We start from the raw sequence: 21,769 nt of genomic DNA, 5'->3' as shown, positions 1-21,769 counted from the left end.
ACGGCTGCAACATATCCGCACGCCATTGTCGCTCTCGGTGCTTGGCTGCGTCGTCAACGGTCCGGGCGAAGCGCGTGAGACCGATATCGGCATCACCGGCGGTGGCAAGGGCAAGCATATGGTCTATCTCTCCGGCGTCACTGACCACCATGTCGCAGATGAAGATATGGTCGATCATATCGTCAAGCTGGTTGAGGCGAAGGCTGCGGAGATCGAGGCGGGGATTAGCGAGGCGGCTTGAGGCGTCACGCGGTCAGGGTTGCTGACAAGCTGAAATTTTTCAACCAACATCTAAGATAATCACCGTTCGCCCTGAGCCTGTCGAAGGGCCTCTCTCGGCTCGCGCTTCGTCAGCGTTGCGAGGAACAAGATGCTTCGACAAGCTCAGCACGAACGGCATTTGCAGAAATGCATTTTATGCTATGCTCGCGCGAGCTTCTGCCCATTTTCGCTGAAGGATGATCCATCATGACTTCGACCCGCAAGCGCGCAAGTGACTTTCACCCGCATATTCTCGAGATTTTTGACGGCTATGTCCACGGCGCGATCTCGAAGCGGGATTTTATCAGGCAGGCGGGGAAGTTTGCTGCTGCCGGGGTGACTGGCGCGATGATCCTGGAACAATTGCAGCCCAATTACGCCTGGGCAGCGCAGGTCGCGCCGGATGATCCAGCGATCACCGCCGAGCGGATCAGCTACGAGAGTCCGGAAGGCCATGGCAAGATCAACGCGCTGATGGCGAAGCCGGCGGGAGCGACAGGCAAGCTGCCTGCGGTGCTGGTGATCCACGAAAATCGCGGGCTCAATCCTTATATCGAGGATGTCGCGCGGCGCGTCGCCAAGGCCGGTTATCTGGCGCTGGCACCCGATGGTCTGTCACCTTTGGGAGGCTATCCCGGCAATGATGATGAAGGACGAACAATGCAGCGCACGCTGGACGGCGCCAAGCTGATGGAAGATTTCTTCGCCGCCTTCGAATTTCTGCGCGACCATAACGGTTCGACCGGCAAGGTTGGCGCGGTCGGCTTCTGCTATGGCGGCGGCGTTTGCAACGCGCTGGCGGTGGCCTATCCCGATCTTGCCGCGTCGGTGCCTTATTACGGGCGCCAGCCGCAAGCCGTCGACGTTCCGGCGATAGAGGCGCCGCTGATGATCCATCATGCCGGCAATGACGAGCGGATCAACGCCGGCTGGCCGGCCTATGAAGCGGCTTTGTCTGAGCATCAGAAAGAATATAGCGTGCATTTTTACCCCGATGTGAATCACGGTTTTCACAATGACACAACGCCGCGCTATGACGAGGAGGCAGCAACCCTGTCGTGGCAGCGGACCCTGGCGTTTTTCGATACGCATCTGCGCGGCTAGGGGAGAAGTTTGCCCATTACGTCTTGTCGCTGAGCGGCATCGTCTCGCTATCTAGCCAGTTTCCGACATCCGACAGATGTCCCGGCCGGGAACCCTGTAAAACCTGCATGCCCAAATCCGCGAGCGTCACTGTCTTCAAACTATCCCGGAACGCGCGCTCGGCGACAGCGAAAGCCGAGGCGATCTGGCAGGGGTTCTTGCAGTCCTTTCGTTTCAAGCCGCAGGGACCGTTCTGCCGGATTTCGGTACAGCGGAAGACAGGGCCATGGCCTTCAATCGCCGCCGTGATATCCCATAGCGTAATATCCGTCGCGGGCCTTGCTAGCCGGTAACCGCCGTGGGCGCCGCGGGAGGATTGCACGATCCCTGCCTTGCTGAGCGCCTGCAACTGCTTCGCCATATAGGCAGTTGGCACTTCATGATAGCGGGCGAGCGCTTCGGCTTTCAGGCCGCGGCCTTCCGGCAGTGCGATCATCATCACAGCCGCATGAGCGGCCCATTCGACGCCTTTGGAAATCTGCAAAATTTGACTCTCTCATTAAATCGGATATTAATTGTCCGAATAACATGGACTCGGGATGATTTGAAGGAGAAAATGCATGCTGATGGGAAAGCCTGACCTGCTGGACCGCATCGCCCAGTTGCTGGTTTTGGGTGTGGGCCTGTTTGCGTTGTTGTTTGGCCTTTTCATGATCATCCGACCGCTCGAATGGTATGTCGCGATCCCCACCGTCATCACCACCGGGCCGCCCAACAAGCATTTCATCCGCGATATCGGGATCGCCTATACGGCCTGCGGGATGATCCTGCTCTATGCGAGTATCAATATCCACATGCGCTGGCTGGCCGCCTTTGCCGGGGCTTTATGGCTGTCGCTGCACGGTGTTCTGCATATTTACGAAGTGTCGGCCGGGATTTGCTCGCCCGATGCCTTTGTCGCCGATGCCCCCGGAGTGCTCGGCCCGCCATTGCTGGTATTTCTGGCGCTTGTCATCCTGTTTGCGCGCCAGCGAGTGGCGCCAGCGGGCATTCCCAAACCGCTTTTGCTGAAGGCCGCGACAGCGGGGGTCGAGGACAGCGAAAAGCAATATCTTGAGCAAATCGCTGCGGCCCCCGGGCATGCGTTTGAAAAATTCGCCCATTTTCTGCCCGCGTCCCTGCATCGCCATGCCGCGCCCGCGCATCTTTGCCACGCCGCTCGTCTGGGTGCCAATATGGCCGAGGATTGCGGCCCCTGTGCGCTCACTTCGGCGGAATGGGCATTATTTGACAATGTACCCCGGGAAACGGTCAATCGCTGGCTGAAAGGCGATCCGGATCTGCCCGAAGACGAGGCTCTGGCGCTGCAATTCGGCCGGGCAATCGGTTCCCAGTCGATCGATGCCTTTGATCTCGGCGACCGGATCGAGGCGCAATATGGCGGCGCTGTCCGTTTCGAGCTGGCGATGGCCGCCGCGATGGTGCGCGTCTTTCCTGCTATGAAACGCGGCCTCGGTCTGACAAAAGCCTGTTCCCTCACGCCGCTGGAAGTGTAATAGCCACTGGATGAGATTGTTGTTTTTTGCGCTGGCCCTTCTGGCCTTCACCCCATTGTCTGCCGCACTGGCGGAACCTGCCGCAGCCAACCACCCCGAAGCCCGGCCCTTCGAAAAATCCGCCAATGCAACGGAGCAGGTGGACGCAGCGCTTGCCCGTGCCGAAATTGCCGACAAAAAGGTGATTGTGGTGATGGGCGCGAACTGGTGTCACGACAGCCGCGGGCTCGCTGGCTGGTTCGCCGAGCCGCGCTTTGCCGCGATGCTGGCTGCCAAATATGAGATTGTCTATGTCGATGTTGGTCAGAAAGATCGCAATATCGATATTGGCCAACGCTTCGGTATCAAATCGATCAAAGGCACGCCTACCGTGCTGGTGCTGTCCCCGGACGGCGCGTTGCTCAATCGCAAATCGGCACCCAAATGGCGCGATGCCGCTAGCCGGGAGGAAGAGGATATATTCGCCTATTTCGACCAGTTCACACCCGAACTCTGAATCGAAGGAAAGCAGGTGCCGCGCGTCTTGATATATTTACTGATCCTGTTGGCGGTTGTCGCCGTGGTGTTGTTCTTCCTGCCGCTGCGGCTGGCGATCGGCATGGCTGGTCTTGAAGGATCTCGCTTTTCGGCCAAGGCAATCAGCGGATCGGTCTGGAGCGGCCGAATCGAGGGCGCGCAGATAGGGCCGTTCCCCTTGGGCGACCTTGATGCGGGTGTAAGATTCCTGCCGCTGCTGACCGGGAAACTGCTGATGGATCTCGAGCGGAAGCCCTCTCCCGGTGATGACGGGCTGTTCGCGACCGTCGGCAAGTCCGGGAAAAGCCTGCTGGTGCAGGATGTGACCACCGTGCTCGGCGTCGGCCGTCAATTGGCGCCGCTGCCGGCGTCCGATATCGATCTTAGATCTGTTAACATCACCTTTGCCGGTGGCCGGTGCCAGTCGGCGAGCGGTCAGGTGCGGGTGTCGCTGGACGCAAATATTCCCGGGCTGGACCTCAAGCAGGGCTTGCTCGGCAATGCGATTTGCCAGGACGGAGTACTGGAGTTGCCACTGCAAAGCGGTTCCGGCATGGAGCAGCTAACGCTCAAGCTTGAAGGCAATGGCTTTTATACCGCGCGACTGTTCCTGTCGGGAAGTGATCGCGCATGGACACTGCTATTGCCAACGCTCGGCTTTCGCAATGTTTCGGGTGGCTATGCGATCAAGGTTGCAGGACAATTGGCACAGAGGAACGGCACATGACCAAGGCAGTAAAATTCTCGATTCTCGACCTCTCTTCGGTGTTGCAGGGTGGCGATGTCAGAGGCGCGCTGGACCGATCGCTCGCTCTCGCACAGCATGGCGAGTCTCTGGGTTACGAGCGGTTCTGGATGGCAGAACATCATGGTATGGAAGGCATTGCCAGCGCGGCGACTGCAGTGGCGCTGTCGCATATCGGGCAGGGGACCAAGACCATTCGGATCGGTGCCGGCGGCATCATGCTGCCCAATCACGCGCCGATGGTGATTGCCGAGCAATTCGGAACGCTCGAAGCGCTTTATCCGGGTCGGATCGATCTCGGCCTCGGCCGTGCGCCCGGTTCAGACCAGCGCACCGCACAGGCTCTGCGTCGAAACCTTACCAGCGACGCCAATGAGTTTCCGCGCGATGTCCTCGAACTGCAGGCGTTTCTTGCTGGCGATGACCGGCTCGGAATCAAGGCGACACCGGGACAGGGGACCAATGTCCCCCTCTATATATTGGGCAGCAGCCTGTTCGGCGCGCAACTGGCGGCGGCGCTGGGTCTGCCTTATGCCTTCGCGTCGCATTTCGCACCGCAGATGCTTGACGAGGCGCTGACCATTTACCGGCGTGACTTCAAGCCGTCAGAACAGCTTGCCGAGCCTTATGTGATCTGCGGTTTCAATATTTTTGCCGCCGACAGCAGCGAGGAAGCGGAGTTTCATGCCACTTCGATGCTGCAGAGCTTTGTCGCGTTACGCACCGGAAATCCCGGAAAGCTGCCGCCACCGGTCGAAGGCTATCGCGAAAGCCTGCCGCCTCAGGCGCAGTCGATCCTCGAGCAGACACTTCAGGGAAGTGCAGTCGGTTCGCCGGATGAGGTGAAGCAGGGTGTCGAACGGTTCATCCAACGCACCGACGCGGACGAGCTGATCATAGCGGGGTCGATCTTCGATCAGACTGCGCGCGAGAAAAGCTATGCAATCGCTGCAAATATTCGGGAATTGATCGCCGCCTAGGACGAAATTGGTTTGAACAAGCCTTGATTTTCCGGTCCGGCCTGCGCATGACTCTGGCCGATCGAAATTCCGGAATAGACGCCCCCAAGGAGACATAAAATTGCCACGTTCAGGTAGAAATTCAGCGCTTCGGGACTTTCTGAAAAGCGAAGCAGCGGGCGGCATATTGCTGATGTTCGCCGCTGCGCTGGCGATGGTGGTGGCGAACAGCCCGCTTTATGAAATGTACCATCATTTCCTGCACGAACTTAAGGGGCCAGTGCTGTCTGCAAAATTGGGGCCGATGACTCCGCATTTATGGATCAATGATGGCTTGATGGCGATTTTCTTCCTGCTCGTCGGGTTGGAAATCAAGCGGGAATTTGTCGACGGACGGCTCAATACCTGGGATCGCAGGCGCTTGCCAGTGGTCGCTGCAGCGGCTGGAATGGTGGTTCCGGCGCTGATCTATCTATTCATCGTCAAGGATTTTCCCGCGCTCTACAACGGCTGGGCGATTCCGGCGGCGACCGATATCGCCTTTGCGATTGGCGTGCTGGCCCTGCTCGGACCGCGCGCGCCGACCTCGCTCAAACTGTTTCTGGTCACGGTCGCGATCGTCGATGACATGGGCGCTGTGGCGATTATCGCCTTGGTATACACCGCCGAAATCAACGGCGCGGCGCTGCTTGCCAGCGCGGCGATATTGGCGATCATGTACACGATGAACCGCAATGGCGTGCTCAAGCTCTGGCCCTATCTGATCTTCTCAGCATTGCTCTGGTATGCGGTATTGATGTCCGGTGTCCATGCGACGATAGCCGGGGTTTTGGCGGCGATGGTCATCCCGATCGTGGTCACGCCTACCTCACCAGATGCTGAAAACTCTCCGCTCCACCGGCTCGAACATGCGATTGCGCCATGGAGCGCGTTTCTTATTGTACCGGTTTTCGGCTTTGCCAACGCCGGCGTGTCGCTGCAGGGCCTTGGTATGGAGCAGATTTTTGCGCCGCTGCCATTGGGCATCGCCGCCGGCCTGTTCTTCGGCAAGCAGATCGCGATTTTTGCCAGCGTCTGGATTGCGGTCAAAACCGGTTTCGCCGGACGGCTCGGCGGCGCCAGCTGGTTGCAAGTCTATGGCGTCGCGATGCTCTGCGGTATTGGCTTCACCATGAGCCTGTTCATTGGCGCGCTGGCCTTCCCGGGCAATGAGCTGCTGATCGAGGAAGCCAAGATCGGCGTGCTCGGCGGATCTTTGCTGTCAGCGGTCGTCGGTTTCTGTATCTTGCGCTTCGCGCCGCAGGGCAGGCATCTGGAATCGCTCGACAAGGATGAAGCCGAAGAACTGCTCGAGGTTTTACCGGACGCTGAAGCGAAGAAGCTGAAAGACGCCCTGTGAAAAACCGGTGGCTTGTTGCAGCTGCCTGTCTGGCGATTTCGGCCTGCACAGCGGCGGTGGAGCCGTTGCCTGCCCCGGTCATCACCGATACAGCCGGTCTGAAAGCATCGAATGAACTTGGCGATATCGCCGCGGACTATGTGAAGCTCACGCTGGCCCTTGGCGAAAAAGAAGCCGGCTATGTCGATGCCTATTATGGTCCCGCCCAATGGGCGGAATCGGCAAAGACCGATCCGCGTGACATGCGTGAACTGGGCAATGCGATCGTCGATCTGATGCTTCGGCTCGACGGAACACCGCCCAGCGATGATCCGATGATCGAGGCCCGCAAGCGTTTCCTTTCGGCGCAACTGGAAGCCGCGCTCACCCGCCATGCGATGATGCAGGAGGAGCTATTCCCCTTCGCCGAAGAGGCCATGGGGCTGTTCGGAGTAACGCCGGAGCTCAGGCCGCTGGAAGAATTTGATCCGGTGCTCGAGGAGATCGAGAATATCGTTCCCGGCGCTGGTCCGCTGAGCGAACGGGTAGCGGCATTTGAAAACGGCTATTCCATCCCCAAGGACCGGTTGAAGGACGTGTTCGACACCGCGATCGCCGAGTGCAAGGCGCGGACCGAGGTCCATTTTGATCTGCCCGAAGGCGAAAATTTCAAGATGGAATTTGTCACTGGCAAAAGCTGGAGCGGCTATAATTATTATCAGGGCAATTATCAGAGCCTGATCCAGGTCAACACCGACCTGCCGATCTTCATCGGCCGAGCGGTCGATCTCGGTTGCCACGAAGGCTATCCCGGCCATCATGTCTATAATATGTTGCTCGAGAAAAACCTGACCAAAGGCCGCGGCTGGCAGGAATTTTCCGTCTATCCGCTCTATTCACCGCAAAGCCTAATCGCCGAGGGCTCGGCCAATTATGGGATTGAACTGGCGTTTAGCGGACAAGAGCGGCTCGATTACGAGCGCGATGTGCTCTACCCGCTCGCCGGTCTCGATCCGGACACGGCGGCAGCTTACTGGGCGCTGCAGATCGCCAAACAGGCACTCAGCGGTGCGCGGATGACGATTGCGCAACAATATCTTGATGGTGAGATCACCCGCGAGGAAGCGATTTCTCTCAACCAGAAATATCAGCTGGTCTCGGTCGAGCGCGCGGCGCAGATGACCGATTTCAATGACCAGTATCGCAGTTATGTTATCAACTATGGCCTCGGCCTGGAAATGGTCCGTGACTGGATCGAATCCCAGGGGGACGCACCGGTCTGGCGCTGGAAGGCGATGGAGCAGTTGCTGAGCGAGCCTATGTTGCCGGGTGATTTGGTGGTTGAGTGATCTCGTCATACTGGACTTGCTCCAGTATCCTGAGCGGCAACCGGCGTCCTGTCTTCCTGGATCCTGAACCAAGTTCAGGATGACGGACTTTTTTATCAGAAAAATACTCTCGCTCTCTCCCTCAGGAGAGGAGGACAAACGGCCAATTCGGGCCCGAACAACCCCTCCAATTTTGCTCGCAAAATAATTGTGAACGGCCCCACCGAATCCCTCTTGCGCATTGTAAAAATCGGCGTAATTCAAGCGCAGTTTTTCGGGATAGGATTGCTTCATGGCCTTCAATCTTTTCGGACGTATCAAACCACTAGACGCGATTTTGGCCACGGCAGAGAAGAAGGCGCTAACCCGCACTCTCGGCCCCGTTCAGCTTACCTTACTGGGTGTCGGAGCGGTTATCGGCACCGGGATTTTCGTGCTGACATCGGAAGCGGCACAGAAGGCCGGGCCAGGCATGATGTGGAGTTTCATCATCGCTGGACTGGTCTGCGCTGTTGCAGCGCTCTGCTATTCCGAACTGGCCTCAATGGTGCCGGTATCGGGCTCTGCTTATACTTACACTTATGCGGTGATGGGCGAGCTTCTCGCGTGGATGGTAGGCTGGGCGCTGATCCTGGAATATGCGGTGGCGGCGAGCGCGGTTTCGGTCGGCTGGTCGGGCTATTTTGTCGGACTGTTGGCCAATGCCGGGATAGATTTGCCCAGGGCGCTGACCATTGGCGGCTATGCGCCGGGCGGGCTGGTCAATCTTCCGGCTCTGGTCATTGCTTTGCTAGTCACTTTTCTGCTGATGATCGGGACCAGCGAGAGTGCCAAGGTCAACGCGGTGTTGGTGGCGATCAAGGTTTCGGCCCTGACCATGTTCATTGTTCTCACCTTGCCGATGATGAAAGGACAGAATTTCGATCCGTTCATGCCCAATGGCTGGTTCGGCGAGAGCCGTGGTTTCGGCGCGGTCGGCGCTGCAGCCTCGATATTTTTCGCTTATGTCGGCTTTGACGCGGTGTCGACGGCGGCAGAAGAGACCAAGAACCCGCAACGCAATGTGCCCATCGGGCTGATCGGCAGCCTGGCTATCTGTACGGTTTTCTATCTGCTGGTGGCAGCAGGGGCGATCGGTACAGTTGGCGCACAGCCGATTGTCGACGCCGCTGGCGGCACGCTTGCTCCGGGAAGCAGTGCTTTCGCCGCCCAGTGCCAGGTATTGCTAACCGCTGGGAAAGAACCGCTGGTGTGCAGCCATGAAGCGCTGGCCTTTGTCCTGCGGACGATTGGCCATCCCGCCCTGGGCAATGTGATCGGCATCGCTGCCTTCCTTGCGCTGCCTTCGGTTATCCTGATCATGCTGTTTGGCCAGACCCGGATATTCTTCGTGATGGCGCGCGATGGCCTGCTGCCGGAAAAGCTTGCGACCATTCACCCGAAATGGAAAACCCCGCATATCGTGACCGCGATAACCGGTGTCGCCGTATCGGTTTTTGCCGCGTTTTTGCCCGTCGGGAAATTGGCGGACATCTCGAATTCCGGCACGTTATTCGCGTTTCTGATGGTTGCCGTGGCGGTGCTTATTCTGCGCAGAACCGATCCTGACCGGCATCGTCCGTTTCGTACGCCTCTGGTGTGGATAGTCGCGCCGCTGGCGATCGTCGGCTGTTTGGGGCTTTTCTACAATCTTCCTTATGAGGCGAAAATGGTTCTACCGATCTGGGGTGGTCTCGGGTTGCTGCTCTATTTCGCTTATGGATACAGAAAGAGCCATGTCGGACGCGGCAGTATCGAAGTTCACGAATCGGACGCGGATGCGCCACCCCAGCCTGTTCCGCCGATTAGTGACCACTGATCGGCTTTCCGTGCCCGCAAAATTCAGGGCGATATTAACCATCTGCTAACCAATTTCCTTCAGTCCGGTTCCTGAAACATGAAATGCGCCCGCTAATGGCGCTTTATGGACAGGGATCAGAATTATGACCACGCAGGGAACGTCCGCAAATACACCGGTAGACGTAGCAATCATTGGCGCGGGGCCGGCTGGCCTGACCGCCGCCTATTTGCTGAGCAAAAAAGGCCTCAAGGTCACCGTGATCGAGAAAGACCCCAAATATGTCGGCGGGATCAGCCGGACGGTCGAGCATGAAGGCTTCCGCTTTGATATTGGCGGGCACCGCTTCTTTTCCAAAAGCCAGGAAGTGGTCGATCTGTGGAATGAAATTCTGCCCGACGACTTTATCCAGCGTCCGCGGATGAGCCGGATCTATTATGAAGGCAAATTCTACAGCTATCCGCTGCGCGCGTTTGAAGCGTTGTGGAATCTCGGAATCTGGCGTTCGACGCTTTGCATGCTGAGCTATGGCAAGGCGAAGGTCTTTCCGAACAAGAATGTGAAGAGCTTTGAAGACTGGACGGTCAACCAGTTCGGCTACAAGCTCTATTCGATTTTCTTCAAAACCTATACCGAGAAGGTCTGGGGCATGCCGTGCGACGAAATGTCGGCGGACTGGGCAGCACAGCGGATCAAGGGTCTGAGCCTCTGGAATGCGGTCACCGATGGCCTGAAACGCTCGCTTGGCCTCAACAAGAAGCCTAATGACGGACAGGAAGTCAAAACCCTGCTCGAAACCTTCCGCTATCCCCGCCTCGGCCCCGGCATGATGTGGGATGCGGCCAAGGCCCACGTCGAAGCCAAGGGCAATGACGTGCTAATGGGCCACAGCCTCAAGCAGCTCGCTCAGGATGCCGACGGCAACTGGCGTGTAAGCGCCTCGAGCGCCAATGGCGAAACGATCATCAATGCGAAACACGTGATTTCGAGCGCGCCGATGCGCGAGCTTGCCACCCGTATCCATCCGCTACCGCAAAGCTTGCCGGAAGCGCAGGATCTGAAATATCGCGATTTCCTGACCGTGGCAATCATGGTCAAATCGGACGATCTGTTCCCCGATAACTGGATCTATATCCACGATGACCGGGTGCAAGTCGGCCGCGTGCAGAATTTCCGCAGCTGGTCGCCCGAAATGGTGCCGGAGGAGGATATCGCCTGCGTCGGTCTGGAATATTTCTGTTTTGAGAACGACGGCCTGTGGTCTTCGTCCGACGAAGATCTGGTCGAGCTGGCCAAGAAGGAAATGGCGATCCTTGGCCTGTGCAAACCCGAAGATGTCGTGGGCGGCGCGGTTGTCCGGCAGGAAAAGGCCTATCCGGTCTATGATGACAGCTACGAGGACAATGTCGCGACGATGCGCGACGATCTCGAAAGCCGCTTCCCGACCCTGCATATGGTCGGCCGTAACGGTATGCACCGTTACAATAATCAGGATCACGCGATGATGACCGCAATGCTGACGGTTGAAAATATCGAAGCCGGCACCCGCAAATGGAATGTCTGGAACGTCAACGAAGATGCCGAATATCACGAAGCGGGCGACGAAGGCGCGCAGAAGGTGGTCGCGGAAGAAATCAGCGAAGACCGTGCTGCTGCCCTCGAAAGCATGCGCGACGTGCCGACACGGGTGGCAGAAACCGCCGAAGATAAAGCACAGAAGGCAGCTTAGGGTAATGGAACGCAGCGGCACAGACAGGCGGTCAACCGTCGGCGGCTGGGTAGGCAATCTGCCTGCTCCGCTGGCGCTGCTCAACCGTTTCTCGATTACCCGCTATTTGCTGGCGAGCGTGGTCAGTTTGGCCTTCGACGTTGCTTTGTTCATGGTCCTGGTCGCTTTCCTGTTCGATCCGGGATGGGCGTCGGCTGCGGGCTATAGCACCGGAATTGTCGTCCACTGGCTGATTTCCTCCAGTTTTGTTTTTCCCGGCAAGGCACGCGATGGCGCGGCGCTGCAATTGCAGCGACTGGGCTTCATCGGAACCGCCGTGCTCGGTCTTGGCATCACGGTCAGCATGGTAAGCTGGCTGGTCGATGCTGGTATGTTGCCGGTGGTCGCCAAAGCGGCGGCCGTGCTGGTCAGTTTTTTTGCCGTATATCTGACCCGCAAATATGGGGTGTTCCGGTGAGCCATATGAACAAGTCCATCGAAGCGCCAGTAGAAGCGCGTCGGTTCAACCCGGGCTTTAGCCCGGACTTCAAGAGTTTCATGAACTGGGCATTGGTCTGGGTTATTTTGGCGAATATTCCGTTCATCGCAATGTGGATGGTCGGTGCGCCGCCGCGCACGATTCCGATCGCGCTGGCGGGTCTCGTCGGTCTGATTGTTAAACGGATGTCGCGCGTGATACAATGGCTCGCCTTTGTCGGGGTGATGGTTTTTTCCTTACTCTCTTTCGTGTCGGGCCTGTTCAGCCTGACGCTCGACTCTCTACTCTATTCGCTGCAGTTTTTCGCCGAGATCAAGCCCAGCAATTCGATGGAATATATTGCCGCTGCGGTGGTCATGCTCGGCATATTGATCGGCAGTTGGTTTTTGCTCAAGCGCGATACAAACTTCTCCAAACCGTTGCATATCCTGCTCGGTGGGGCGATGATTTTCGGGCTGGTTGGCGCGGATGCGGCTGTCGGCGAGGGGATGCGCGGCCATTATTTCCGGGTCGCTCCAGTCGGCACGGCTTTTGAATCGGCGGTCAGCAAAACCGGCTTTGCCGCGCGCGCCGATGGCAAGCGCCATTTGGTGCTGATCATGGTGGAATCGCTCGGCTTGCCCAAGAATAATCAGGCGATGTCCGACAAGCTGTTCGCATATTATAACGATGATGCGGTCAAGGCGCGCTATGAGGTCAGCCAGGGTAGCAGCCTCTATTATAACAGTACCACGGCCGGCGAAATGCGGGAACTATGTGGTCGCTGGGGCGATTATTATGAATTGCTCGAAACCGACGATCCGGCGAAGCTAAATTGCCTCCCCGCTCAACTTGCCAAAAAAGGCTATGCGACGCGGGCGGTCCATAGTTTCAACGGTCCCTTTTTCAAGCGGGCGACATGGTATCCCAAGATCGGATTCCAGACGCGGGCATTTGCAGCAGACCTGGAAAAACGCGGTGCGGAATGGTGCGGCGGTGTCTTCGCTGGTGCCTGTGACCGGCAGGTGCCGAAGATGCTGGCCGAAGATCTGAAGCGCGCCAAGCAGCCGACTTTCCAATATTGGTTGACGCTGAACACCCATTTGCCGGTCCCGACCGAACAGAACCTCAACGCCGAAAATTGCGAAAAAGTCTCAGTCGAACTGGCTAGCAACTATCCGATGATCTGCCGCCAATTCTCGATATTCGATGATATAGATAGGGCGCTGATAGCGGAAATAACCGCGAGCGATTTTCCGGAAGCGGATATTCTGCTGGTCGGTGATCATATGCCACCGTTTTTTGACCGGCACCACCGTTCACAATTTGACCCCGAGCGGGTTCCATGGCTTTACCTGAAGGCCAAAGGCTCACAGCCCGAGGGGTAAGAATTTGGAACGTTTGCGCGGCAATCTGCCACTATTGCTGATCTGGCTTGCAGTCTGTGCAGTGCTCATATTGGTGACTTATGGTCAGATCATGACAGGCATCGGCTGGGATCCGGACGATCAGCTTCGTATGGTCCAGTTCCGGGACTGGCTTGGCGGGCAAAGCTGGTTTGACACCACGCAATATCGCATCGCGGCACCGGACAGTCAGCCGATGCATTGGTCGCGCTGGATCGAATTGCCGCTCGCGTCGGTGTTCCTGCTGCTCAAGCCATTGATCGGCGCGACGGCTGCAGAGATCGCGACGATGGTCATCGTACCTTTGCTCACTCTGGGCATCGCCATGTGGCTGGTAGCCAAGATCACCGAACAAGTTTTCGATCGCAAGATTGCGATACTGGCGTCGGCTCTGATGGCGACCGCTGTCCCTGTTGTGGCCCAGATTCGACCGATGCGAGTGGATCACCACGGCTGGCAGATTGTACTTGCGCTGGCGGCTCTGTGGATGATGTTCTGGCCGGACAAGCGCAAAGGCGGGCTTGCCTTGGGTGCAGCGCTTGCGCTGTGGCTCTCGATATCACTGGAAGGACTGCCTTTGTCCGCAGCCTTTGTTGTGCTCCTGGTCTGGCGCTGGGTCTTCCAGACGGAGGGAGGCGTCCGGTTGTTCTGGACCCTGCTGTCCTTCCTGATTTCCGGCTTCCTCTTATATCTCGCCTCTCAGGGCAGCTTCAATAGCGCGATCAACTATTGTGATGCCATTTCTCCCGCGCATCTATGGTCTTGCACAGCCGCTGCTCTGGTCATCCTGCCAGCAATCAGGTTTCTGCCCCCCAGTATCTCCATGCGGATCGCTGCCCTTGGCTTTGCGGCTATCGCAGGATTGGCCGTGCTGTACAGTTCCGCTCCGCAATGTATCGGCGGTGCGTTCAATACCATGGACCCGTTGGTCCGCGACTATTGGTTGGTCAATGTCCGCGAAGGCTTGCCGATCTGGCAACAGGACTGGAAAGAGATGGTTACTTTGCTCGGGGGATCGATAATCGTCGGGTTGGCCAGTTTGATATATATTGTCCGGGCGAGATCCGGACAGATTGATCACAGCAAATTATTTGTCCTCGGCTATGCTTTTCTTTGGGCATTGCTGCTGTCCCTGTTCGTCCAGCGGGCCACTGCCGTCGCAGCAGTTTTCGCTCTCCCACTTATGGCTTGGGTAGTTCAACAGGCTTTTGATCGGGCCCGTAGCATCAAAAGTACGGTATCGCGCATATTCGCGACCTCAATGGTTGTTTTTCTGATCATGCCGGGACCTCTGGCAATCGCCGGCTTCAAAGCTGTCGCCGGAGAGAATGAGGCAACAGAAGCAACGTTCCAGGGAAGCGCATGCAGCGATGATCTATCGCTTGCGCAGCTCAATGGTTTGCCTCGGTCCAATATAGTCGCTCCATTCGATTTCGGACCGAGGATATTGTTGCTGACCCCCCATAATGTGCTTGCGACGAGCCACCATCGAAACGACGGGGCGATGGCTGATCAGATAAGGCTTTTTACTTCTAGTCCAGAGTTAGCGCGCCGAATATTGGAAGCACATGAAATCCGTTATATCGTCGCCTGCAATGACGAAGCCGAACTCGACATGTATGCGGCAAAACATCCCCAGGGCCTGTGGGCACAATTGACAGAGGGACAAAAACCGGACTGGCTGAAACCTGTCCATATTCGGGACAGCAATTTGATGATCTGGATGGTTAGATCAAAAAAGTTGCGTAACTCTATATAAACGATGTTATGTAAAAATGTAAAATGTCGCAATAAATCAGAACCATGGAGAGTGGAATGGCAGGGGTCACCGGATTAGGAGGGGTTTTTTATATCGTAAAAGACCCTGCGGCTACACGCCAATGGTATAAAGAATTTCTGGACCTGGATGGAGAATATGGTCCGATGCTCAACTGGTCAGAAGACAAAAGTGAACGTCCGTTTAGCCTGATCAGCCATTATGTCGAAGATAGCGGCTATCTGAAGCCCAGTGAGGCTAGATTCATGATCAACCTCCGGGTCGACGATCTGGACGCCTATGTGAAGCAGCTCAAAGACAAAGGTCTAGAGATTCTGGGGCAGATTGATGAAGGCTATGGCAAATTTGCGTGGATCCTCGATTGCGACGGGATCAAGCTGGAATTCTGGCAGCAGGTAGAAGCGCCGGAAAGCTGATTGCCAAGCTTAAGCGGGAAGGAACTTCAGCGCGAGCCCGTTGATGCAGTGTCTTTTGCCAGTCGGCCTTGGACCGTCATTGAAGATATGACCCAGATGCCCGCCACAGCGCGCGCAGTGGACTTCGGTACGCGCATATCCAATCTTATAGTCTGTTGTGGTCCCAACCCGATCCGGACCGAGGGGTTTCCAAAAGCTCGGCCAGCCGGTTCCGCTGTCATATTTGGCGCCTGATCCATAGACTTCGAGATTGCAACCGGCGCAAGCAAAGACGCCTTTGCGTTTCTCCTTGTCCAGTGGACTGGAATAAGCGCGTTCGGTCCCGGCTTGCCGCAAAATGCGGTAGCGGGCCGCACCTAGACGCCGCTTCCATTCTTCCGGTGTCCGGTTTATCTTGAACGTTCCGCTGGGCCGGGCGCTGGCGTCGCTGAACAAGCCCGAAAGGCTGATCGCCCCATAGGCTCCGGCCACCGCCAATGTGCCGGATATGACAGTGCGCCGATCAAGTAAGTTCATCTGCAATCCTTCTCAATATCCCTGATATATTCGCAACAGAGGATATATTGGTTACAGAAATGTGCCTGAACGGAAACTGATCAATATTTCGAGAGCTCGACTTCCAGTTCACGGAACCCGTGGACGAAACAGGCATGGACGCGGCGATGTTTGCCGGTGGGGTTCACTTGCATCCGCCGCTCGTGCATCTCTTCCAGCAAGATCCGGATCTGCATCTCGGCCAGTCGGGCGCCCACACAGCGGTGAATGCCATAGCCGAACGCGAGATGGCGTCTGGCATTCTCGCGGTCGACGATGATCTTGTCGGCTTCCGGGAAAACCTCTTCGTCGCGATTGGCGGAAATATACCACAGGACGACCTTGTCACCCTTTTTGATCTGGTTGCCGAACAGGTCATGATCTTCCAGTGCGGTGCGCCGCATATGGGCCAGCGGCGTTTGCCAGCGGATGATTTCCTGCACCGCATTGGGGATAAGATCGGGGTTTTGTTGCAGCTTTGTCCGCTCTTCGGGAAACTGGCCCAGGCCATATGCTACGCCCGACATGGTGTTGCGGGTCGTGTCATTGCCGCCGACGATCAACAGTACCAGATTGCCCATGAATTCCATCGGATCCATGTCGCGCATATGCTCCGAATGGATCATCATCGAGATCAGGTCAGGCGTGGGCTCTGCATCCACCCGTTCATTCCATAGCTTGGTGAAATAGGCGCCCATTTCATATAATATCTGGCGGCGCTGGTCGGTGAGATCTTCCGCGCAGGACAATTCCACATCGCCAGCCCAGTCCGACCAGTAGGTCAGCAGCCTGCGGTCTTCCCATGGAAAGCCGAAAAGAATAGCGAGCATGCCGGTGGTCAGCTCGATCGAAACCTTGTCGACCCAGTCGAATTTTTCGCCCCACGGCAGGCTATCGAGCACTTCGGCTGTGCGTTGACGGATTTCTGTTTCCATCCGCTTCATTTCGGTCGGCGTGAAGGCGGGGGCGACGGTGCGGCGCTGGCCGGTGTGTTTGGGGCGGTCCATCGCGATAAACATCGGCAGCTGAAAATCCTGATCAAAATCAGGATTGGCAATGGTGATGCCGCCGTGGGAAACATCAGAGGAATAAATATCCGGAAGCGCCTCGACATGCTGGATTGGTTTGTAGGTGGTGATGTTCCAGAAGTCTCCGTGCACACCGCCCTCGACCTTGTTGATCGGTGCGGTTGCCCGCATTTCCGCAAAGGGCTTTCGCCACAAATCCTTGCTGTACAGATCTGCCCGGCTGACATCCCAGGGGTTGGCTTCGCCATCTGCGATTGGGGGATTGCGCTTGTACCATGCCTCCAGCGCCTCATCAGCGGTGGGGGAGGTCGTCAGGTTGTCGAGGTCGATTTGCGGAACGGATGCCATAAGTCTCTCCTGCCGTTGCTTGTATCAGCAATCGGTTGCGTTTCAAAACTAGTTTAGTCTGCCTCTATTGACAGTAATGTCAATGTCTTTTCGGCAAATGTCCTTAATCTCGTGATTATTTTCCGGTGACTCTGGCAAAGAGACTTTTTTTGCGAGCCGCCTGTCCGGACTTCATTACGTTGCGGCGGAACAGCATGACCGAAAAACGGATGATGATCATCGTAAACACACCTTGCCAAATCAGCGCCAGTCCGTGCTGCCAGATATTATCCATCTGGGCCGCGCGCGCGATCATCGCGAAGGGAGAGCTGAACGGGAAGAGGACCGCAAACCATTCCATCGGTTCGCCCAATTTTGTGATCGAGGAATAAGCAAGGAAGAAGACCAGCAATTGCCCCATGGTCACCGGCATCGAGAGGGTTTGTACCTCTCGCACGGTGGTCGCCATCGCGCCAATGCCCAGGAATAGCGAACCCAGAAGCAGATAGGCCATCGAAAAATAGAGAACCAACAGAATGCAGTATATTGGCCATCCGACCGCCGGGGAAGGGATTGCGTCTAAATTTCCACCTACCAGAAAGGCAATAGACAATCCTACGGAACTCCAAACTGCAATACCGACAAGCGCCATCCCCAGCATCGCGAAAAGCTTGCCGAGGAAAATCGCATCCATCGGGATAGCGGCGGCCAGAATTTCAATGATTTTATTGGTCTTTTCCTCGACCAGATTGGAAAGGACCATCCCCGCCAATATCATCGTCAGCAATATCAGAATCGCTTGACCTGCTTGCGCCGTAAGCAATTGATCCCGTTCGCTGGCGCTGCTTGTCTGACCGACAAATATTGTCTCAATATCTACGGTAACCGGCTGTGATAGGGCGGTCTCTGCGAGCAGGGCGATTTTCCCCTGCCAGCGTTTTACGTCGCTTTCCGAACCAGATAGCACAGGGGCATCAAGCGTGCCGGAGATAATCGCTGTCAGTGATTTATCGCTGTTCAGTTTTGCAATTACGTCTGCTTCTCGACCTGAAACATCTTTCAGGATCACCAATTCCGGAATCGTGTTGACACCCAGACTGCGCGATAATCGTAACCGCGTTGCAAGCAGTATGTCTGCGTCATCCGCGCTGGTAGCGATGCCAATCACCGGATTCTCGATGTCCCGCGAAACCTGTGATCCCAAACTACCTGCGGCAATCCCGATTCCCAGCGGGAACAGCGGTCCCAGCAAAAAGAAAAAGAATGATTTCGAAAATATGATCGCGGTGAAATCACGGCGAGCAATGACAAAGGCAGCGCGGATGATTTCTATCATGCGGTTTCACTCTGATTATTGGCTATAGCATCGGCTTCCATTTTCCGGGCGGCCGCTTCTCCGGCGATCTGGACAAAGGCGTCGTGCAGCCCGGGGCGCTCAATCGACAGAGACTCGATGCCGGCACCGCCGTCCACGAGAGCATGTAGCAAGGGTTCGACGCCGCTTTCCGGCAAGGTGAAATGCCAATTATGCCCGAGTGGTTTGCAGTCTGCGGGAATCGCTGAGCGCCAGGGACCATCAAGATTGCGGGTTTCGAGATGAACCTGCGGACGCAGCCTGTCCCGTGCCTCTGAAACCTTGCCTTTGAACGGAATCTTCCCATCGGCAATAATAGCGATTTCTTCACACAAGCGCTCGGCATGGGCGATGACGTGGGTCGAAAAAATGATCGTGACCCCCTTGTCGGCCTGAGCCCGGATCAGCCGCTCCAGCTTGCCCTGATTGAGTGCGTCGAGACCGGAAAACGGTTCATCAAGGATGATCAGATCGGGGTCGTGAACGAGCGTGCCGAGTAATTGCACCGTCTGCGCCATGCCTTTGGATAGCTGGCGGATCTGCTTGTCGGCTGCATCGCCAAGGCCATGATCTTCCATCATTGCCCGTCCACGCCTGCGGCCTTCGGCCAGCGGCAATCCGCGCAGCGCGCCCATGAACGCAATCGCGTCATAGGCTTTCATTGATTGATAAAGGCCGCGCTCTTCGGGAAGATAGCCAACCTGATGGGCCATGGAAATCGGTTCCGGCGACCCAAGCAGAAAGCGCGCGCCTTCGTCGGGGTCGATGATCCCGAGCAGCATCCGCAAGGTCGTGGTCTTGCCCGCTCCATTCGGACCCAATATACCGAATATACTACCCTTCTTGATCGTCAGGTCGATGCCGTCGACAGCGGCTTCGCCATCAAATCTCTTGACGATATTGCGAGCCTCGATGGCGAATTCGGAATGTGGCGCGTGCATTTACGGCTTTCATATCTGGCGGTAGTGTTTGATAGGGAAAGCCTATGCCGGATGACAAGTTAAGATTGGACAAAGCGCTCGAAAAAAAGGCGAAGGAAGAGGGTTTTGCTGCTGTCGGCATTGCTCCGGGACGGTTGGCACCAAAAACCGGTCAGCGCTTGAAGCAGTGGCTTGCGGACGGCAGCCATGGCGACATGATCTGGATGGAGAGCCGGGCCGACGAACGGTCCGACCCGACTCATTTATGGCCAGAGGTCCGTTCGGTCATCATGCTGGGTATGAGCTATGCGCCGGGTACCGATCCGTTCGCGCTGGAGAGTGTCTCCGATCACGGTCGCATTTCCGTCTATGCACAAGGCAAGGATTATCACGATGTTGTAAAAGGCGCGCTCAAGCGAACCGCTCGCTGGCTGATCGAGCAGGCGGAATGCGAGGTGAAAGTATTTGTCGACACCGCGCCGGTCATGGAAAAACCGCTCGCTGAAGCCGCAGGCGTCGGCTGGCAGGGCAAGCACACCAATGTCGTTAGCCGCGAACATGGCAGCTGGCTCTTTCTCGGGGCGATATATACAACGCTGGACCTGCAGCCATCAACACCGGGTAAAGACAGCTGCGGCAGTTGCTCCGCCTGTCAGGACATTTGTCCTACGGGAGCGTTCCCTGCACCTTATCGGCTCGATGCAAGGGCTTGTATTTCCTATCTTACGATCGAGCATAAAGGACCGATTCCGCATCAATATCGCAAGGCAATGGGCAATCATATATATGGTTGCGATGATTGTCTGGCGGTTTGTCCGTGGAATAAATTTGCAGAGGCGGGAGCGGCGAACAAGGCATTTCTGCCGCGCGCGGAACTCGTTGCTCCGGCCTTGGTGGACCTTCTGGCGCTGGATGATGCCAGCTTCCGTCAGGTCTTTTCAGGATCGCCGATCAAGCGCACTGGCCGCGACAGGATGGTACGCAACGCGCTTATCGCTGCGGGCAATAGTGGCGATGATGCAATGGTCTCGCCCATTCAGGCGCTATTGAATGATGGCGATGATGCGGTTCGTGAAGCGGCTGGCTGGGCGCTTGAACAGTTGGCGTTAGCGCGACCTTAAAGCATTGACACAACTGACCCGATCGACCGCGGCACCGTCGCTGCGGCGCGCGTCAATATGGGTTACCCGTCCGGTGCTGTCGCCTTTCGAGGGATAAAGATAGGCATCCAATATGCACGCGCCGCTCGCGAACTGCAATTTTTGGGCTGGCGGTTCGGAGATGTCCAACTGGGGCTTCCCGAAAAGGCGGATAAGCTGATCAGCGGTCTTGCCCATGACAATATCCAGTCCCGCGACCGATTGGAGTGGGGAGGCCGGAGCGGCTGGCAGACTGGTATTCTGTGGCACCGAAGTTGAGGCACAGGCGGCCAGCGCGGGCAAGCTGAACAATACAAGAAATTTGGCTTTCATGCGGATCATATTTCCTTCTTCCGATGCACCAGATGGGTAGCCATAGCGGCTCCCAAAAGCGGCGCAAGAAAATTGACGAATGGTATCGCCAGCAGCAACGCAGCAATCAATCCGAGGAAAAACCGTTCGATCTTGGGTAGGTCCCATGATGTATCGGGGTTTTGAAAATCGGTGATATGGCGAGCGGCCACCATGTCCTGAAGATCGCGGCCTAGCAATATCGCATTGACCGAAAAAAAGGCGACCGGAGCACCTATGCCGGTGACCAGAAGAACAGCGTAGAGCGGTGCTGCTAAAATATTATAGCCGAGCGCGCGACCGACCGACGCAAGACCCATTTTGATGCCAAGGGCATAGCCCGGCGGTTTCGCCCTTTCCGCACGATCGGGATAATATCGTCGTTCCACGGCATCGACGATATCGTCCGAGAATATGTTGAGGACAAAAATGGCGACAATCCGGAACAATAAGAGCCCGGTCAGAATGGCGATGATTGCCGCAGCCGCTGCGGCTGCAAAGCCTCCATCGTTCCAGCCCAGCCAGGCAAATAGCCAGACCAGTCCGAAATATGCCGCTACGCCGAAAATCGCGAACAGCAGGAGACTCAGCAAAATGACCTTCAGCAGGATCGTCAATATGGCCCGGTCGGTGAGCTGGGCAAGGGAACGGGTGAAGGCCTGAAACAT

Annotated in this window: 22 protein-coding genes; 15 read left to right on the top strand and 7 right to left on the bottom strand. The window is 56.6% G+C overall.

Going from position 1 to position 21,769, the window contains the following annotated elements; translation table 11 throughout:
- Both V7680_RS08495 and yghX read left to right on the top strand, forming a co-directional pair.
- The coding region (locus V7680_RS08495) for a flavodoxin-dependent (E)-4-hydroxy-3-methylbut-2-enyl-diphosphate synthase (protein ID WP_335652855.1) at nucleotides 1-241 on the top strand (241 nt) is incomplete at its 5' end.
- 227 nt (nucleotides 242-468) lie between these two features.
- Nucleotides 469-1,365 carry a YghX family hydrolase gene (gene yghX / locus V7680_RS08490; protein ID WP_335652854.1) on the top strand — a complete coding sequence of 299 codons (897 nt, stop codon included), beginning with the start codon at nucleotides 469-471 and terminating at the stop codon, nucleotides 1,363-1,365.
- Between the two features lie 16 nt (nucleotides 1,366-1,381).
- Here the strand turns inward: yghX and V7680_RS08485 are convergent, their stop codons facing one another.
- Nucleotides 1,382-1,888, bottom strand: coding sequence for an RrF2 family transcriptional regulator (locus V7680_RS08485; RefSeq protein WP_335652853.1), 507 nt, complete (start codon nucleotides 1,886-1,888; stop codon nucleotides 1,382-1,384).
- A gap of 76 nt (nucleotides 1,889-1,964) precedes the next feature.
- Here V7680_RS08485 and V7680_RS08480 point away from each other — a divergent pair, with 76 nt between their 5' ends.
- The 12 genes from V7680_RS08480 (at nucleotide 1,965) to V7680_RS08425 (ending at nucleotide 15,448) form a co-directional block, all read left to right on the top strand.
- Nucleotides 1,965-2,900, top strand: a complete 936-nt coding sequence (locus tag V7680_RS08480) for a hypothetical protein (protein WP_335652852.1) — start codon at nucleotides 1,965-1,967, stop codon at nucleotides 2,898-2,900.
- Between the two features lie 10 nt (nucleotides 2,901-2,910).
- A complete protein-coding gene (locus V7680_RS08475; RefSeq protein ID WP_335652851.1) occupies nucleotides 2,911-3,396 on the top strand; it encodes a thioredoxin family protein in 486 nt (161 codons plus the stop codon).
- Between the two features lie 15 nt (nucleotides 3,397-3,411).
- Entirely contained in the window at nucleotides 3,412-4,143 is a 732-nt protein-coding gene (gene gspN / locus V7680_RS08470) for a type II secretion system protein N (protein WP_335652850.1), read from the top strand.
- Nucleotides 4,140-5,141, top strand: coding sequence for an LLM class flavin-dependent oxidoreductase (locus V7680_RS08465; RefSeq protein ID WP_335652849.1), 1,002 nt, complete (start codon nucleotides 4,140-4,142; stop codon nucleotides 5,139-5,141). Before gspN ends, V7680_RS08465 begins: the two co-directional genes overlap by 4 nt.
- A gap of 100 nt (nucleotides 5,142-5,241) precedes the next feature.
- Nucleotides 5,242-6,519 (top strand): Na+/H+ antiporter NhaA, encoded by a 1,278-nt coding sequence (gene nhaA / locus V7680_RS08460; protein ID WP_335652848.1) that lies wholly within the window; start codon nucleotides 5,242-5,244, stop codon nucleotides 6,517-6,519.
- A complete protein-coding gene (locus V7680_RS08455; protein ID WP_335652847.1) occupies nucleotides 6,516-7,847 on the top strand; it encodes a hypothetical protein in 1,332 nt (443 codons plus the stop codon). The genes nhaA and V7680_RS08455 overlap by 4 nt, the downstream gene beginning before the upstream one ends.
- Before the next feature lie 271 nt (nucleotides 7,848-8,118).
- On the top strand, nucleotides 8,119-9,684 hold the full coding sequence (locus tag V7680_RS08450; protein WP_335652846.1) for an amino acid permease: 1,566 nt from the start codon (nucleotides 8,119-8,121) through the stop codon (nucleotides 9,682-9,684).
- Between the two features lie 124 nt (nucleotides 9,685-9,808).
- The gene (locus V7680_RS08445; protein WP_335652845.1) at nucleotides 9,809-11,392 is read left to right on the top strand and encodes an NAD(P)/FAD-dependent oxidoreductase; all 1,584 of its coding nucleotides are present in this window, start codon (nucleotides 9,809-9,811) and stop codon (nucleotides 11,390-11,392) included.
- Nucleotides 11,393-11,396: 4 nt separating this feature from the next.
- Complete coding sequence (locus tag V7680_RS08440; protein ID WP_335652844.1) at nucleotides 11,397-11,849, top strand: GtrA family protein; 453 nt, start codon at nucleotides 11,397-11,399, stop codon at nucleotides 11,847-11,849.
- Between the two features lie 5 nt (nucleotides 11,850-11,854).
- Nucleotides 11,855-13,237 carry a sulfatase-like hydrolase/transferase gene (locus V7680_RS08435; RefSeq protein WP_335652843.1) on the top strand — a complete coding sequence of 461 codons (1,383 nt, stop codon included), beginning with the start codon at nucleotides 11,855-11,857 and terminating at the stop codon, nucleotides 13,235-13,237.
- A 4-nt stretch (nucleotides 13,238-13,241) separates the two neighbouring features.
- The gene (locus tag V7680_RS08430; protein ID WP_335652842.1) at nucleotides 13,242-15,014 is read left to right on the top strand and encodes a hypothetical protein; all 1,773 of its coding nucleotides are present in this window, start codon (nucleotides 13,242-13,244) and stop codon (nucleotides 15,012-15,014) included.
- Nucleotides 15,015-15,070: 56 nt separating this feature from the next.
- Entirely contained in the window at nucleotides 15,071-15,448 is a 378-nt protein-coding gene (locus V7680_RS08425) for a VOC family protein (protein WP_335652841.1), read from the top strand.
- A gap of 9 nt (nucleotides 15,449-15,457) precedes the next feature.
- Here V7680_RS08425 and msrB read toward each other — a convergent pair whose 3' ends face one another.
- The 4 genes from msrB to V7680_RS08405 all read right to left on the bottom strand — a co-directional run bounded on the left by msrB (nucleotide 15,458) and on the right by V7680_RS08405 (nucleotide 19,632).
- Nucleotides 15,458-15,964, bottom strand: a complete 507-nt coding sequence (gene msrB, locus V7680_RS08420) for a peptide-methionine (R)-S-oxide reductase MsrB (RefSeq protein ID WP_335652840.1) — start codon at nucleotides 15,962-15,964, stop codon at nucleotides 15,458-15,460.
- 80 nt (nucleotides 15,965-16,044) lie between these two features.
- Nucleotides 16,045-17,358: a cytochrome P450 gene (locus tag V7680_RS08415; RefSeq protein WP_335652839.1), complete on the bottom strand. Its 1,314-nt coding sequence runs from the start codon at nucleotides 17,356-17,358 to the stop codon at nucleotides 16,045-16,047.
- 115 nt (nucleotides 17,359-17,473) lie between these two features.
- A complete protein-coding gene (locus tag V7680_RS08410) occupies nucleotides 17,474-18,673 on the bottom strand; it encodes an ABC transporter permease (RefSeq protein WP_335652838.1) in 1,200 nt (399 codons plus the stop codon).
- Nucleotides 18,670-19,632 (bottom strand): ABC transporter ATP-binding protein, encoded by a 963-nt coding sequence (locus V7680_RS08405; RefSeq protein WP_335652837.1) that lies wholly within the window; start codon nucleotides 19,630-19,632, stop codon nucleotides 18,670-18,672. Before V7680_RS08405 ends, V7680_RS08410 begins: the two co-directional genes overlap by 4 nt.
- A 44-nt stretch (nucleotides 19,633-19,676) precedes the next feature.
- Here V7680_RS08405 and queG point away from each other — a divergent pair, with 44 nt between their 5' ends.
- On the top strand, nucleotides 19,677-20,732 hold the full coding sequence (gene queG / locus V7680_RS08400; RefSeq protein ID WP_335652836.1) for a tRNA epoxyqueuosine(34) reductase QueG: 1,056 nt from the start codon (nucleotides 19,677-19,679) through the stop codon (nucleotides 20,730-20,732).
- Here queG and V7680_RS08395 read toward each other — a convergent pair.
- A complete protein-coding gene (locus V7680_RS08395) occupies nucleotides 20,718-21,092 on the bottom strand; it encodes a hypothetical protein (protein WP_335652835.1) in 375 nt (124 codons plus the stop codon). The two genes, queG and V7680_RS08395, sit on opposite strands and share 15 nt — an antisense overlap.
- Nucleotides 21,089-21,769, bottom strand: coding sequence for an EI24 domain-containing protein (locus tag V7680_RS08390; protein WP_335652834.1), 681 nt, complete (start codon nucleotides 21,767-21,769; stop codon nucleotides 21,089-21,091). The genes V7680_RS08395 and V7680_RS08390 overlap by 4 nt, the downstream gene beginning before the upstream one ends.

Source organism: Parasphingorhabdus sp. (genome assembly GCF_036963705.1).
Taxonomy (GTDB): Bacteria; Pseudomonadota; Alphaproteobacteria; order Sphingomonadales; family Sphingomonadaceae; genus Parasphingorhabdus.
This window is presented reverse-complemented; position numbering and strand designations above follow the sequence as displayed.